The sequence below is a fragment of the Opitutaceae bacterium TAV5 genome (assembly GCA_000242935.3).
Lineage (GTDB): Bacteria > Verrucomicrobiota > Verrucomicrobiia > Opitutales > Opitutaceae > Geminisphaera.
On record CP007053.1, the window covers coordinates 4,237,628 to 4,251,025 of the forward strand.

The 13,398-nt window shown below is 63.6% G+C and carries 15 protein-coding genes; 5 read left to right on the forward strand and 10 right to left on the reverse strand.

Annotated elements, in window-relative coordinates:
* Positions 1–49 precede the first annotated feature (49 nt).
* A complete protein-coding gene (locus OPIT5_18155) occupies positions 50–937 on the reverse strand; it encodes a sugar kinase (GenBank protein AHF91854.1) in 888 nt (295 codons plus the stop codon).
* A 313-nt stretch (positions 938–1,250) separates the two neighbouring features.
* On the opposite strand from OPIT5_18155, the gene OPIT5_18160 reads away from it, so the two are divergent.
* Positions 1,251–1,796 (forward strand): hypothetical protein, encoded by a 546-nt coding sequence (locus OPIT5_18160; protein AHF91855.1) that lies wholly within the window; start codon positions 1,251–1,253, stop codon positions 1,794–1,796.
* Positions 1,797–1,817: 21 nt separating this feature from the next.
* On the opposite strand, the gene OPIT5_18165 is transcribed toward OPIT5_18160, so the two are convergent.
* Positions 1,818–2,243: an endonuclease gene (locus tag OPIT5_18165; GenBank protein ID AHF91856.1), complete on the reverse strand. Its 426-nt coding sequence runs from the start codon at positions 2,241–2,243 to the stop codon at positions 1,818–1,820.
* Positions 2,244–2,386: 143 nt separating this feature from the next.
* Between OPIT5_18165 and OPIT5_18170 the strand changes: the two genes are divergently transcribed.
* The 3 genes from OPIT5_18170 to OPIT5_18180 all read left to right on the forward strand — a co-directional run bounded on the left by OPIT5_18170 (position 2,387) and on the right by OPIT5_18180 (position 6,000).
* Positions 2,387–3,115 (forward strand): hypothetical protein, encoded by a 729-nt coding sequence (locus tag OPIT5_18170; GenBank protein ID AHF91857.1) that lies wholly within the window; start codon positions 2,387–2,389, stop codon positions 3,113–3,115.
* Positions 3,116–3,155: 40 nt separating this feature from the next.
* Positions 3,156–5,150, forward strand: coding sequence for an alkaline phosphatase (locus OPIT5_18175; protein AHF91858.1), 1,995 nt, complete (start codon positions 3,156–3,158; stop codon positions 5,148–5,150).
* A gap of 160 nt (positions 5,151–5,310) precedes the next feature.
* Positions 5,311–6,000 carry a glycosyltransferase family 1 gene (locus tag OPIT5_18180; GenBank protein AHF91859.1) on the forward strand — a complete coding sequence of 230 codons (690 nt, stop codon included), beginning with the start codon at positions 5,311–5,313 and terminating at the stop codon, positions 5,998–6,000.
* Between the two features lie 114 nt (positions 6,001–6,114).
* On the opposite strand, the gene OPIT5_18185 is transcribed toward OPIT5_18180, so the two are convergent.
* The 6 genes from OPIT5_18185 to OPIT5_18210 all read right to left on the reverse strand — a co-directional run bounded on the left by OPIT5_18185 (position 6,115) and on the right by OPIT5_18210 (position 11,156).
* Positions 6,115–6,546 (reverse strand): hypothetical protein, encoded by a 432-nt coding sequence (locus OPIT5_18185; protein ID AHF91860.1) that lies wholly within the window; start codon positions 6,544–6,546, stop codon positions 6,115–6,117.
* On the reverse strand, positions 6,543–6,767 hold the full coding sequence (locus tag OPIT5_18190; protein AHF91861.1) for a hypothetical protein: 225 nt from the start codon (positions 6,765–6,767) through the stop codon (positions 6,543–6,545). The genes OPIT5_18185 and OPIT5_18190 overlap by 4 nt, the downstream gene beginning before the upstream one ends.
* 233 nt (positions 6,768–7,000) lie before the next feature.
* Entirely contained in the window at positions 7,001–8,938 is a 1,938-nt protein-coding gene (locus tag OPIT5_18195; protein ID AHF91862.1) for a hypothetical protein, read from the reverse strand.
* A gap of 199 nt (positions 8,939–9,137) precedes the next feature.
* Positions 9,138–9,848 carry an N-terminal cleavage protein gene (locus OPIT5_18200; GenBank protein ID AHF91863.1) on the reverse strand — a complete coding sequence of 237 codons (711 nt, stop codon included), beginning with the start codon at positions 9,846–9,848 and terminating at the stop codon, positions 9,138–9,140.
* Positions 9,849–9,877: 29 nt separating this feature from the next.
* Complete coding sequence (locus OPIT5_18205; protein ID AHF91864.1) at positions 9,878–10,813, reverse strand: hypothetical protein; 936 nt, start codon at positions 10,811–10,813, stop codon at positions 9,878–9,880.
* A gap of 55 nt (positions 10,814–10,868) precedes the next feature.
* Positions 10,869–11,156, reverse strand: a complete 288-nt coding sequence (locus tag OPIT5_18210; GenBank protein ID AHF91865.1) for a hypothetical protein — start codon at positions 11,154–11,156, stop codon at positions 10,869–10,871.
* Positions 11,157–11,250: 94 nt separating this feature from the next.
* Between OPIT5_18210 and OPIT5_18215 the strand changes: the two genes are divergently transcribed.
* Positions 11,251–11,628 carry a hypothetical protein gene (locus OPIT5_18215; protein AHF94508.1) on the forward strand — a complete coding sequence of 126 codons (378 nt, stop codon included), beginning with the start codon at positions 11,251–11,253 and terminating at the stop codon, positions 11,626–11,628.
* A gap of 158 nt (positions 11,629–11,786) precedes the next feature.
* Here OPIT5_18215 and OPIT5_18220 read toward each other — a convergent pair whose 3' ends face one another.
* Together OPIT5_18220 and OPIT5_18225 are read right to left on the reverse strand one after the other, a co-directional pair.
* On the reverse strand, positions 11,787–12,515 hold the full coding sequence (locus tag OPIT5_18220) for an SAM-dependent methlyltransferase (protein AHF91866.1): 729 nt from the start codon (positions 12,513–12,515) through the stop codon (positions 11,787–11,789).
* Positions 12,512–13,378, reverse strand: a complete 867-nt coding sequence (locus OPIT5_18225) for a hypothetical protein (GenBank protein ID AHF91867.1) — start codon at positions 13,376–13,378, stop codon at positions 12,512–12,514. The genes OPIT5_18220 and OPIT5_18225 overlap by 4 nt, the downstream gene beginning before the upstream one ends.
* Positions 13,379–13,398 lie beyond the last annotated feature (20 nt).

Below are 13,398 nucleotides of genomic sequence, written 5' to 3' on the forward strand. Positions count from 1 at the left end.
AGACGCCCGCGCCACGACGCTCCGCGTAACATCCGTTAACAAAACAGAACTACATAGGGTACTCCCGCAGACACCGCTCCACCTCTTCCGCTCGCGGCAACGAAGGCCAGCCGCCGGGGCGGGTGCAGGCGAGCGCGGCGGTGGCGCTGGCGAAGCGGAGCATTTCGGCGAACGGCAAACCGCGGGCGAGGGCGAAGGCATAACCGCCATGGAAGGCGTCACCGGCGCCGTTCGTATCCGTTACCCGGACACGAATGGCGGGCAGGCGCCCCGCCTTTCCCTCGTGGCGCCAGACGAGGCCGCGCGCACCGAGCGTCACGACCCAGGTGGCATCGGTCCGCGACAGGCGGGCGGCGAGTTTTTCCAGGCCGGCTTCATCCGGCGACGCGCCATCGAGCGCGGCGCAGGCGAAGGCTTCGGAGGCCACGACATGATCGGCGACCCGCGCCGCGTCGCGCGTGGCGTCGTTGAGCGAACCGGCGTCGAGCACGAGTGGCGCCGGGCAGGCCCGGGCATGGGCGGCCAGGCCGGCCGTCCATTCGGGACGATGGCCATCGATGAGGACGACGCGGGCGGGCGGGAAGGGCGGCTCCGGGCATGCGCCGGTTTCACGGTGGGAGACCACGCTGCGCTGTCCGTCGGGTTTGACGAGAATGACGGCGAGCGGAGTTTGCGGCAAAGTGGCGACAAGTGCGGAAGTCCCGACGCCTTCGTCGGCGAAGGCGCGGCGGAGTTGTTCGCCGGAAAGATCGTTGCCGACACATCCGGCAAAAGCCGTGTGGCCGCCGAGGCGGGCAACCTGCACGGCGGCGTTGGCCGCAGGACCGCCGCCAGTGATGCCGAGTGAACCGGCGCGAAGTTTTTCATCCGCCGCCGGGTGACGGGGAACGGTCAGCGAAAAATCCATGCACGCAAAACCGGCGCAAAGCACATCAATCATGCTTCGAGCGCAGCCGCCGGGCGGCGGCGGGGCAAGTGCGGAAGGCAGGCAGCGAGCAGCGGTGTCCGAAGTGGCGCGGGCGTCCCGCCCGCCGTGGGAGCGGCGGTCTCCAGACCGCTGGACGACGCGCAGTGTCGCACGGTTCGTATGGTTCGGAGGCGAGGCGCGTTGCGCCTCGTCGCAGCGGCAGGAATGCCGCCGCTCCCACGGCAGGCGAGACGCCTGCACCACCGGAAAACAAACCGCGGCTGTTTCGGGTGGATTTCCGGGGCGGCGGGGACAGACTCCGGCATTGTCCCCGTTGTTCCCGATGCACAGATCCTTGCACATAACAGTTACCGTGTTGCGCTGGTTGGCGGTGGCGGGGCTGCTTGTGCTGGCGTGGAGGTTGTTTTCCGGAGCATTTGCCTCCGGCTCGATTGCCGCTGCGGCCGGGCAAAGTCTTCTCGCTTTGGGTTGCATCATCTTCGCAGGGATTATCGCGGCTCCAGCGCTTGCCGGATGGGCCGGTTATTATATCGGCGGATTTCTCGGCAGTCTGTTCTACCCGGAAGACTACAACACCGAGCCGCCGGAAGCGTTGTTGAAATCGCTGCGCATGCGGATTCGCGAGCGGATGCACCTTTCCGTCGAAAAACAGCTTCGCGGCCTGCTGAAGGCATACCGTCCGCATCCGGCGGTGTTTCACCTGCTCGCGGTCAATGCGGCGGCGCAGGAGCGCGACTGGCATCCGGTGGTGGCCGAGGCGGCCACGGCACTCTCGAAGAAAAAGTTCCGGCGGTTCGAGGCGCTCGTCCTCGCCGATCCGCCGCTGCCGCTGGACAGCCGGCGGCCGGCGCAGCGCGAGCACGCGTGAAACCCGGTTCGCATGGGCGGTTTACCGCCGCGCTTCGAACAACGGTATGTTTTCGTAATGATGCACAGTCTCGATTTCCCCGGCGGCGCCGGTGACGACATCCACGATGTCGAAACGGTAATGCGCCGGTTCGGGCCGCAGCCGGTCGAGGTAGGCGCGGCAGGCCCGCCGGAGGATCGCCTTTTTCTTGCGGTCAACCGTGTGGTAGCCGGGCACGAGCGCGGACGCGGCGCGGGTCTTGACCTCGACGAAAACCAGCACGCCGCCGTCGTCGCAGACGAGGTCGATCTCCTCGCGGCGGTCGCGCGGATTGCGCCAGTTGCGCACGATGAGGGCGCACCCTTTCCGGCGCAGGTGATCGGCCGCCGCACGCTCGCCGGCATCGCCGCCGGAGACGGGCGAAAGCGTGCGCGCGAAAACCGAACGGAATCGTGACCACCAGCTCATGCGGCATCGAGAGATGCGCGAGCGGGCCGGGGAGGGGCGAGCCTGTTTTTCGATGATGTCGCTCTTCCGGCGCCTCTTTCTTGTCACTTCGATTTAACATGGAGCCAACCTGTTTGTAACACAGGAGCGGCATACTGGCCGGTATGATCCACTCCCGTTGTCGCCTCTCCGCTTCCGTCCTTCCCGTCTTTCTTGCCGCGGCTGCGCTTCTGGCTCCTGCCGCGCTTTCGGCCAAAAGTCTCGGATGGCAGGCCGATGCGCTGGCCGCCGAGCTTGTCGCCAACGAAAAATTCCCGCCCGCCCCCGAGGGCGTGACCGATCTGCGGTTCTCCGACTTTTTCAAAAAACCGGTCGGACCGCGCGGCCTCGAACTTTCCGACCGCCTCCGGGGGCTCGCCGGAAAACGCGTCCGCATCATGGGCTTCATGGTGCAGCAGGAGCAGCCGGTGCCGCATCGCGTGATCCTTGCACCCTACGCGTTCACGACCAACGAAGCCGAATACGGCCTCTGCGACGACCTGCCGCCGGCCGTCGTCTTTGTGGACGTCCCCGGCACGCGCATATCGCCGGAGCACCGCTCCGCCGCGCCGTTTGTTTCGCCGCTGTTCGCCCGCGCCGCGCAGTTCTGCTGCTCCACCCTCAAAGGCGAGGAAGCCCGCAAGGTCGCGGTGCCCTGGACTCCGGGCCCGCTGCTGCTGACCGGCCGGCTCGAAATCGGCAACCGCGAGGAGCCGGACGGACGCGTCTCGTTCATCCGTCTCGCGCTCGATCCGACCCCCACCGAGGGCGACACGCTCCGCGTCGCCGCCAGCCCGGCGGCCCCGGCCGAACCCGCCGCCTCCCTTTCCCCGTCGGTCGCTTCGGCGCGCTGACGTATCCGGAAACTACAGACAACACATACATGCAATCCTCATGAATACCGTAACCAAAGCCTTCCTCATCCGCGGGCTCGCGGGCGCGGCGCTTGCCGGCGCCGCTCTGGCTCCCGCCGCCGCCCTCGCGGCGCCTGTCGTGTCGCGCCTCACGCCGCCCAGCCTCAAGTTCAGCTACGGCGACGACGGCGCTCCGTATATCTCGCGCTTTTTCATCGATCAGCGTTTCGATCTTCAGGCCACGGTCAGCCCGGACGCAGGCAGGACGATCACCGGCGCGAAGTTTCTCGTCGATGACGTCGAGGTGCCCGGCACGGTGACATTCATCCCGTGCAACGCGCCCGGCCTCCCGGCCGACACCGTGGCTCCCACGCTCCGCGCCTACAGCAACACTACGCCCGGCGTCCACACGCTCAAGGTGGTGGCCACCCAGGACGACGACACCACGGTCGAGGCCGAGGGCAATTTCGAGGTTGTCGGTTTCACGGTCAACGGACGCCAGGCGAAGAACGTGATCTTCATGATCGGCGACGGCATGGGCATCGCCCACCGTTCCGCCGCGCGCATCATGTACCGCGGCATCGTTTCCGGCAAATCGCTCGCCCCGCTCGAAATGGATGACATGCCGGCCACTGCGCTGGTGAAAACGGCCTCGCTCAACTCCATCATCACCGACTCCGCGCCCGGCGCCGCCTGCTATTCCTCCGGCAACAAGGGCAACAACAACCAGCAGGGCGTGTTCCCCGACGACACGACCGACGCGTTCGACAATCCGCGCATCGAGCTCATCGGCGAATACCTCGCCCGCACGCAACAAAAGTCCCTTGGCATCGTGACCACGGCCGATGTGTTCGACGCCACTCCCGGCGCCTTCGGCAGCCACACCCAGGACCGTGGCGCGGGCACCGGCATCTGCGACGGCTATCTCGACGAGCAGGCCGTAAACGCCAACCTCAAGGTGCTGCTCGGCGGCGGCCGCAAGTGGTTCCTGCCCGCCGGCGAGACCGGCTCGGCCCGCTCGGGTCCCACCGGCTCTACCATCAGCGCCGAACTCGCCGCCGCCTGGAATCTCACGCCCGGCACGAGCGATCCCGCCCGCGATCTCCTGTCGGATTTCGAGGATGCCGGCTTTGTCTACACGCCCGACCGCACCACGCTCGCCGCCATCCCGGCCGACACGACAAAACTCCTCGGCCTCTTCGCCTTCTCCAACATGAACGTGGCCAAGGACAAACTCGATGGCCGCCGCGGCATCACGCCGGCCGGCGCCACGCAGTCTGTCGTCGCCGATTACGGCTTCACGGACCAGCCGCTGCTCGAGGAGATGACCGACGCCGCCCTTCGCGTGCTCAACAAGAACCGCAAGGGTTTTGTCCTCATGGTCGAGGGCGCCTCGATCGACAAGCAGGCGCACAACATGGACACCGAACGCTGGATCACCGACACCATCGAGTTCGACAAGGCGATCGGCGTGGCCAAGCAGTTCGCCGCCGCCAATCCCGACACGCTCATCATCGTGACGGCCGACCATGAATGCGCCGGCGTCAACATCATCGGCGCCTCCCGCGTCACCGACGCCAACCTCAAGGCCCTCGCTTCCGCGGGCGGCGGCGCGGCGACCCTGCGTGACCAGGTCGTGGGCACTTATGAAGTCGCCGGCTTCCCGATCTACACGCTCGCCGACGACGGCTATCCGCAGACGACCGACATCGACTATCGCATGCTCGTCGGCTACGCCGCCAACTGCGACCGCTACGAAGACTGGCTGACCAACCCGCGCCCGCTGCGCGACAGCCAGCAGCCGCTCAACGGCGAGCCTCCGCTCAACACCTATCCCGGAGCCCCGGTGAATCGCGACCAGGCGGGCGACTTCTTCGTCACCGGTCAGGTCCCGGGCAGCCAGGCCGTGCACACCGGCTCGGATATCCCGCTCACGGCGACGGGCCGCGCTTCCAGCCTCTTCCGCGGCGTGGTGGACAACACCGACGTCTTCTTCCTCGCGATGCAGGCCATCCACGGCGGCGCATCGTACTGAACAAAAGTGGCGCGGGCGTCTCGCCCGCTGACGGCGCGAAGCGCCGCCCGGAAACGCGGGCGAGACGTCAAGGCCATCTGCGTAACATCAGTGAATAAAAACGGCGCGGGCGTTTACCGCCCGCGCCCTCATCACCATCTCCGGATTTTTTTACACTCTTATGCTCTCCACCTTCTTTCGCGCCCTTCCTGCGGCGCTTCTCTTCTCCGCCGCCGCCTCGGTGCCGGCTCTCGCGCAAACGGTCACGTTCGACCAGGACTTCAGCGGTGTGCCTTCGGGCACGCTCCTCAGCGAATTCAACACGAGCTTCCTTTCCTTCAACAACGCCCACACCGTCGACGAAGTGACGTATGACGACGACGGCTTCGAAACCTCGCGTGTCGAGAAGTGGCGGATCGACGCCGCCATGGATAACCCTCTGACAGGCGCCCCGCTGGCTGTCCTCGACTACGGTGACGGCAGCACCGTCGGCAGCGCCATCGATGCCTACGTCGCGCTCGTGCTCATCACCTTCGACCAGGTTTACGAACTCGGCTCGTTTTCCGTGACGCTTGATCTCGATACCTACGGTGATTCGGCGGCGGACGTGCGGTTCCTGCTCGACGGCGATGTCGTCTCGACCTTCCCGCTCGACCAGAGCATCGCCGGCAATATCGCCACCCTGACACCCGGCGCGGGCGAATCCTTCCTCTTCGACGCGATCCTCCTGCCCAGCGGAGATCAATACCAGGCGCTCTCCATCACCGCCACCGCCGTCCCCGAGCCCGCCACCTGGGCGGCGCTGGCCGGCGGTGCGCTCCTGGCCGGCGCCGTCATCCGCCGTCGCCACCAGCGCCGGGCGGGCGCGTGACCGGCAGTTCGAAGACCACGCTCCTCAACAACCCGTGTTGCGATTCCGCGACACGGGTTTTCTTTTCGATTCCGACGGCGGAGGGAGCGGGCACGAACGCCTCCTGTTTCCGGGCTAGCTGATCGACAGTCCAGCCGCTCTGGCAACGGTGTGCTGGCGGATGTCGAACGTCCAGAACCGGGCGGCCTTGAGGACGGTGGCGGCGGCGATATGCAGCAGGTCGAGCGTGCGCAGGCCTGTTGACGGTGTGTGCGCACGGGAGAGCGTTTCGGCTTGCTGCCAGAGTGCGTAAGCGGGAAGGGGGCGAGGAAGGATGTCTCCATTCGTCACCATTGCCCGGATGGCCGCTTCAATGTTGCGAACGTCGGCAACGGTCAGTTTGCCGCGTGCGATGAGGGCGCGGGTGGCGTTGCCAAATTCCACTTTTTGCCAAGGGGTCCAGAGGATTTTCCCGTGTGCGGTTTGCATGAGGGCTTGCGCTTGCGGGAAGTTCGCATCGTGCAGGTGTAGAGCCATCATGACCGAGGTGTCGGGGTAGATGCTCATTCGCGGCCGGGGATGAGCCTCCATGTTTCCTCACCTTCGAAGCGCCCGGCGAGGTGGGCGGTAAGCTTCTCGTAATCGACCCTGCCCTTGCGGCTGACATCAGCGCCCGCGACCTTGCTCAGCACATAGGCGTTGAGGCTTTTTTTGGCCCGGCGAGCCTGCGCTTGCAGACGTTTTTTTTCCTTCTCTGTTACTTTGAGTGTGATCGTTGTGGTTGGCATGATGTTACCATCAGTCACCCTCTCCGGAGGGTCAAGCGCCGCCCGGAGCCGCTGCTCCGCCGTCGGAGGGAGCGGCGGCATGGCAAACTGTCGGCCTGCGACCCCGGTACCTGCCGCTGCCTTGCCGGACGGAACGACAGATAGGGAAAAACGTCACGCAGCGCGATATGACTGCGATCCCCATGCCTTCGCCGACAGGCAGATTCTCCGATCCGGGTGTCGTGCAATATCTGTCAAAAATGCAACGTGTAGTCGAGTTGCCCGGCGGACGGTATCTTGAGCAGCATCAGCCGTCGGCCCGGCAGGGGGGTAGCATTTTCCGCAACTACGGGAATCCCGCTGGCTCCACGAAACGCAATGGTGAGCAGGGGGGAATTCCGCTCCATGCGCCGGACGACAATGGCGTCGGGCCTGATTGTGATCGTGTCGCCGTGGGCGAGGACAAGGGGAAAGTGTTCCGCAAACTTGCGGGACAGGCCGATGCTCACGTCGATGCCGTCATCGGTAAACAGGACCTTCTTGCTGCCGGAAGGCTTTCCTTCGGCGTACAGTGAATACGCGAGGGCGAGATCACCTTGCTTCAGGTCGGCTGCCGGCGGGAATGGCCTAGAAACAGGATGATTGGCGATGGCCATGCGAGCATCGAAGGAAAGTGCTTCGAAAGGATAATCGGACTTTTCCGCATACGTTCCCCAGGCGAGTGATTTTTGGCGTGATTGACTCTGAAGCAGGATACCGGTGTCAGGACGCCAGACAAAGCCCAGGCCATAGCGTTGTTGCCTGGACGCCGGATTGCCAAAGGCAAACGAGGCATACCAACCGGGGCGCCGCAGATAAAGAAACGCGCTGTTCTGGCGCGGGTCGTGCCGGATATGGTTGAAATTTTGCCGAGCCGCCCAGGGCAATTGTTCACGGGCGGCGTCACGTTCGACCCGGGACGGATACCAGGCCGGGTCACGGTGATCGAGAAAAGTATAAGGTGAAAACGAATCAAAGGCGGGCACCTGAAGGCGCCGTATCCGAGGCGGCCATTCACGCGCAAGGCGGGCGCGGGTCGCGGCAATGCCGGCGGCGCGCTCCTCCCGCGTGGGGGAAAAGGCCCGGGCGTGGTCAACGAACTCCGCCACTGGCGTTTCGGTGCCCGGGAAAAAGGGGAGCCGGGTGCGGGATTCGATGGCGCAATTGACCGCGATCCAGTTCTCGCCGGGCTGGAGCACGGCATTGTAGGCGAGCCACTCGAACCAGGCCGATTCCTTGCGAATCCAGGTCCGGGCCAGCGAAGCGTCGTGACGCAGGCGAGGCCAGGCGCTTCGCGTATTGGTCCCGTGCGTGCCAAGCGTGTATTGGAAATCGGGACCATTCTGCTCGTAAAAGAAACCGGCGGGGCTCTGGAAATCCCCGGCGCTCTGCCGGAGGCGTTTCTCCCATAGCGCCTTCAGTTCCCTGTCGTTATCGTGCATGGCAAACCATGACAGGCCGCCGGGCCAGATATTGCCGTACTGGTTGGAATAGAGCAGCCCTCGCTCGTAATAGTCATCGCGGGCGAGAGCGGCGAGCAACGCCTTGCGGCAAGTCTTGTGGGCGTGGGCCAGCACCTCCTTGTTGACAGGCGGGGCGTCCGGGGCGGAAAGGTGCTCGAGAGCCCGCCCGAGGAATTTGGTCATGAACGCGGTGGCCGCGATGTTCCACCGTTGCGGGCCGTATTCGGAAAAGGAACCATCCGGAGCCTGGATGCGTGAGATAAAATCCAACGCGGCTTCGAGACGGACGCGCACGGCGGGGTCTCCCCGCCAGGGATTCCACTTGCGGTCGGCAGTGTAGAACCAGGCAAGCGAAAGGATGTTTTCCATGACACGTGCGTTGTAGGTCCGGTTCTCCTGCGCGCGCCTCCAGACGGAGATGTTGAAGAAACCCCGGTCCGGCCCCTCCTCGACAACGGCATTGGCAAACGTGGAAAAATGCGCGAGCGGCTCGATGAGATCCAGTTCGTCGTCGGAAAAATCCGCCGCCGACAGTTTGCTGAAATCGACAGGTGAAACCATCGGCCAGCGTGCCACGCCCTGAATCGTGGCGTCGGCGAACGCCGCTTCGCCGGACGAAATGGCAAGGGCGCACGCGCCCAATGCGATGGAGAGCGCCACGGAGACGGTGGTTGCGATTGGAGGAATCATGCAAGTATACAAATTGAGGGGGAGGCGCTGAGCCCAAAGAGTATCAGCGCGGAACATACAAGACTGTCGATGCAGGCGTTGCGCAGTAATGTGAATGGCGCCAGACGGGACGCCTTTCCATCGCAAGACGGAGAACTTCCTTGGCCTGGCACCATTCGGAGCGAATGCTCAAGGAGAAGCCACAGGGGGGAGGGGACCCCTAAAAATTGTTGGGGACAGGGGAGCTTTTCACATGGCCATCGAAGTAGAGCGTGTTGCGCTTGTTGTCATGGACCGGTTTATCCGGCGAGTTCTGGACCGTGCTGAGATTGCCGACCGTATCGCCAACGGATTTTTTATCGGCATCCTGCAGCGCCCATGAGCGGGTAAGCTGCTCCGATGACAGCCGGGAAAACGGTTGGGGCGGACCGCTGTTTTCATGCCCCCAGGGGCTCCATGTGCTGCCGTCTGCATCCTTGATGCTGTGATTCAGCACATAAACTTGGCGCAACGGGTCCCGGGGAACGGATGCCATGGCGACAGTCCACCCGGGGCATATGACGCTGGAAGGAGCATATTTGACATCGCTGGCACTTTCGGAAACAGGCAAGTCCAGATAAGGAGCAAGGACATCGAAAAAGAACCGGTTGAGAGTGACACCCTTCTTATACCAGGAATCCGTGACGGCATAGGCGAATCTTCCCGGGAAACTGCCCTTGTTATCATTGATGTAGAGGTGAATGCCCACGCCGATCTGACGCAGGTTGGATTTGCACTGTGATGTGCGCGCCGAGATACGCACCTTTCCGACCACGGGAATCAGTATCCCGGCAAGGATGCCGATGATGGCAATAACGACGAGAAGCTCCACCAGCGTAAAAGCGCCACGCAGCCGATGGCCGGATGTTGTGGGACAGATTGATGCAGGCATAGGGAGTAATTCATTGTTTTGAGACCGTATCAGGAACGCGGAGCACGTTTCCCGGGAGAGGTGAACCGCTTGGCAAATGTGAGGATGAACACACAGGCTGCGAAACCGAACACAGCGGCATGCGGCTCTGGAATCGAATAAAGGGAAATGGATACGTTTTCCAGGGTAAAACCGGTGAGACTGGAACTACCCATGCCGACGAAGGCCAATGTGTCGAATGACATGTAATCAGCGGAGGCATTCGTATCGTTATATGTCATGGTGGTGAGGGTGACGCCACTGCCATCGAGAATGCTCAGGGTGAGGCTGATCCGGGAATCATCCGTGCGACTGAGGGTGACAAGTCCAGTGTAGGTGGTGTCATCGGCAAGGGTAGCATATGCTCCGCCGGCTTGTCCCAGTTGAGTCAGGGCCGAGGTGGCCCCGGTAGCATTGATGAGACTGGTGTTATTCTTGTTGCGTTTATAGAATACAAGCGGAGAGGGTGAGGATGCATCGGGCGCGGGGTTCAGGTGAAATGAATAACCTCTATAGGCGTTAAACGCGGCATTGGCAACCCCTTGATTATCAGAATCAATACGCGAGCCTTGGGAGTTCAGGACTCCGATACGAAAAGCCATTATGGAATCACCGGAACCGGAGAGACTGAAATCGAATTTGACGGTCAGCGTGTCCCCGACGCCGAGGCTGACAGGATTGTCCGTGCCCGTAAAATAGGTGAGAAGCTGACTGGTGGTCCCGCTGACGGTCTGGGTAATGCTGCCGCCATTTGTCGTATCGTAAGTGATCCGGCTGGCACTTCCTGATGTGTACCATGAAGAGGTCTCAGGGAGATTGGTGGTCGGTCGATCCTGAATAAAGTCCTCGGTGAGAATCGTGGTAGCGCCAAGACTGCCGGAATGTGCAAGCACGTGGAGGCCGAAGCATACAATAAGGATAATGATAGATATATTTTTGGATTTCATGGTATTTTGTGTTTGAGCTAATCTCGGGTGAATCGGGAAACGGCAGGCCGGGCGGTTAGCCCCGGAGAGAGGGGGACGGGGTTGGAGGAAAAACGAAATGGTTCTTTTTGAGGGAAGAGGAGCAAATGAACCGGATAGGAGTGGTGCCGGAAGCGGACACCAGGCTTCCGCCCGGATCGAATCCCGTCAGCTGGTCAGCCGACAGATTGAAGCGATAAGTGTGGTCAGGCACGGAAACATCCGAATCCTGAATGGAGACGGCGGCCTGCGCCGAGATGACGAAGGCGAGGCACATCACGGAGCGCGCAGCACCGGTGAGGAGGGAGGGGAGGATGGGTTTCATGACGAGGTTGGCCGGTTTTGAAACCGGAGAGATTTCAAGTCAATCATTTTGTTAACATGTGTTCACAAAATAGAGGAACAAAATCGCTAACATCATGGCCTCGTGGCTAATTCTAATACAGGCGCGTCCAGAAAAAATCTTCGGGCCAAAAATCCATTTCGTCCCGGAACAACGCGCCGCAATCGCTCCGGCCCGATCATCCGTCGGCTTCGGTTGGAACGTGACTGGAGCCAGAACGAACTGGCGGGTAAATTGCAACGAGCTGGCTGGGATCTTTCGCGGGAAAACCTCGCACAAATCGAGTGTGGCAGACGGGCTGTTACTGACCATGAACTGGTTCTGCTATGTCAGATTTTCCGTGTCACAGCCGGACAACTACTGGGACTGGAATCATTCTTTCCAGGTGAGGAGAAGCGCCCTGCTCGTTCACCGGGTCATGCTTGAACTAGAGAACATGAAGGAAGACGGCTGAAGAGCATTGGCCGTTAGAGTCGGGCATTCAGCCACGCGCCGGGCACGCCGCCGTCCAGCCTGCGCAGGCGCAGGCCGGTATCCTGTCTGTGGTTACAAGGGGAACATCAGCGGCACCGGCAGTGCGCTGATGCCCGGACCAGGCAGGGGAGATCACAGTCATATCGCGCTGCGCGACGTTTTCCCCGATCTGTTATTCCGTCCGGCAAAGCTGGCCGGCAGTTCGAAGACCACGCTCCTCAACAACCCGTGTTGCGACTCCGCGACACGGGTTGTTTTGAGCCCGGCCGCTTCGATGATGCCCTCGCTGCCGGGCAGCCGCCGGGCGCTCAGTCCGGTTTGCCAGCGGAAAAACGCGTACATCACCGCCAGCCACGCCTGCGCCCGCACCCGCCGCCAGCCACGGCGGGCGGGCAGGGCGAAATCCGCGTGCAGCCAGAGCGCGCCGGGACGCAGCGCCGGGCGCAGCCGGGCGACGAACGCGGCCACCTCCGCCAGCGTGAAACAGTCGAGAAAAAACAGCGTCGCCACCGCATCGTATTCTTGTGGCGGATACGAAAAGGCGAGCGCGTCGGCGTGATGCAGCGACACGCGGCCGCGCTGCGCTTCCGGGAGCCGGCGACCGGCGCGGGCGAGCATGCCGGCGCTGATGTCCACCGAATCGATGCGGGTCTCCGGCAGCAGCTCGCAGGCGCGGGCCAGGCCGCGCCCGTCCCCGTCGCCAAGCAGGAGCAGGCGGCGGCGCCTGCGCTGCCCGAGCAGATCGAAATGACAAAAACGCGCCCGCTCCAGCGCGCGGCCGAAAGCGGCGTATTCGAGCAGCCGGTACGGCGAGGCGAGCCGGTCGAAGCCGGATTTTCCCGGCGTGTTCTGGGCGGAGGCGCTCATGCGAGCGCGAGCCACACCAGCGGCGTCATCAGGGCGATATCGGCGAGCGTGCGGGCGGATTCGCGGCCGATGGCCGGTTCGACCAGATCCACGCCTGCCAGCAGGAAGCCGGAGGCGCCGGCGCAGGCCAGAAACGGCCCGAGCGGCGCCCGCGCCAGGGGCGCGAGCGAGAGCCCGAGCAACCCGGGCAGCCACGGCAGCAGGCGCAGGCGGTCGTGGCCGCGCCGCCATTGCCGGGCGAGCGACATCTCGCCGCGGCGCGTGTCGGTTTCCGCTTCCCAGATGGCGATCAGCGCGCAGTTGGCGAAGCACAGCAGCGCGAAGAGCGCCCCCGGCAGCAGAACCGGCTCCAGGCGGCCGCCCGCGCGGAAGGCGGGAAAAAAGGCGGTGCCGGCGAAGAAAATCAGCGCCACGCAAATCTCTTTGGGCACCCGCCACGGATGGTGCCGGTGAAAATGCTGGTGCGAACAAAGGTAGGCGAGGGTGACGGCGAGCAGCGCGCTGCCGGTGGCGATCTCGCGGGGCGGCAGGCAGACGAACGTGATGAGCCCGCACGCGGCCAGTCCGGCGGCACCGGCGAGGGCGGCGGGGGTCCGCCACCGGTGATAGAAGGCGTGGCGCCGGGTGTGGATGTGTTCCGGCGGCACCCGCCAGCCTTCCAGCCAGCGGTCGGCGGCGTAGACCAGCCAGACGCTGATCCCGAGCAGGACGATTTCCGCCGGCCGGAGCGTGACGCCGAGCAGCCGGGCAAAGGTCCATTGCCAGCACAACGCCACCAGCGGCGCATCGAGCGAGAGGATGGTCAGCCACTGCAACCCGCCGGTCAGGCGAGGGCAGGGGGACGATCGTGACAAAGGTGACATGGCGGGTTTGGCGGCCCGGC

Bases quoted from the DNA above. Each gene is read 5' to 3' on its own strand.
- OPIT5_18160 (AHF91855.1), top strand. From the start codon at position 1,251: ATGCACAGATCCTTGCACATAACAGTTACCGTGTTGCGCTGGTTGGCG.
- OPIT5_18165 (AHF91856.1), bottom strand. From the start codon at position 2,243: ATGAGCTGGTGGTCACGATTCCGTTCGGTTTTCGCGCGCACGCTTTCG.
- OPIT5_18170 (AHF91857.1), top strand. From the start codon at position 2,387: ATGATCCACTCCCGTTGTCGCCTCTCCGCTTCCGTCCTTCCCGTCTTT.
- OPIT5_18175 (AHF91858.1), top strand. From the start codon at position 3,156: ATGAATACCGTAACCAAAGCCTTCCTCATCCGCGGGCTCGCGGGCGCG.
- OPIT5_18180 (AHF91859.1), top strand. From the start codon at position 5,311: ATGCTCTCCACCTTCTTTCGCGCCCTTCCTGCGGCGCTTCTCTTCTCC.
- OPIT5_18185 (AHF91860.1), bottom strand. From the start codon at position 6,546: ATGAGCATCTACCCCGACACCTCGGTCATGATGGCTCTACACCTGCAC.
- OPIT5_18190 (AHF91861.1), bottom strand. From the start codon at position 6,767: ATGCCAACCACAACGATCACACTCAAAGTAACAGAGAAGGAAAAAAAA.
- OPIT5_18195 (AHF91862.1), bottom strand. From the start codon at position 8,938: ATGATTCCTCCAATCGCAACCACCGTCTCCGTGGCGCTCTCCATCGCA.
- OPIT5_18200 (AHF91863.1), bottom strand. From the start codon at position 9,848: ATGCCTGCATCAATCTGTCCCACAACATCCGGCCATCGGCTGCGTGGC.
- OPIT5_18205 (AHF91864.1), bottom strand. From the start codon at position 10,813: ATGAAATCCAAAAATATATCTATCATTATCCTTATTGTATGCTTCGGC.
- OPIT5_18210 (AHF91865.1), bottom strand. From the start codon at position 11,156: ATGAAACCCATCCTCCCCTCCCTCCTCACCGGTGCTGCGCGCTCCGTG.
- OPIT5_18215 (AHF94508.1), top strand. From the start codon at position 11,251: ATGGCCTCGTGGCTAATTCTAATACAGGCGCGTCCAGAAAAAATCTTC.
- OPIT5_18220 (AHF91866.1), bottom strand. From the start codon at position 12,515: ATGAGCGCCTCCGCCCAGAACACGCCGGGAAAATCCGGCTTCGACCGG.
- OPIT5_18225 (AHF91867.1), bottom strand. From the start codon at position 13,378: ATGTCACCTTTGTCACGATCGTCCCCCTGCCCTCGCCTGACCGGCGGG.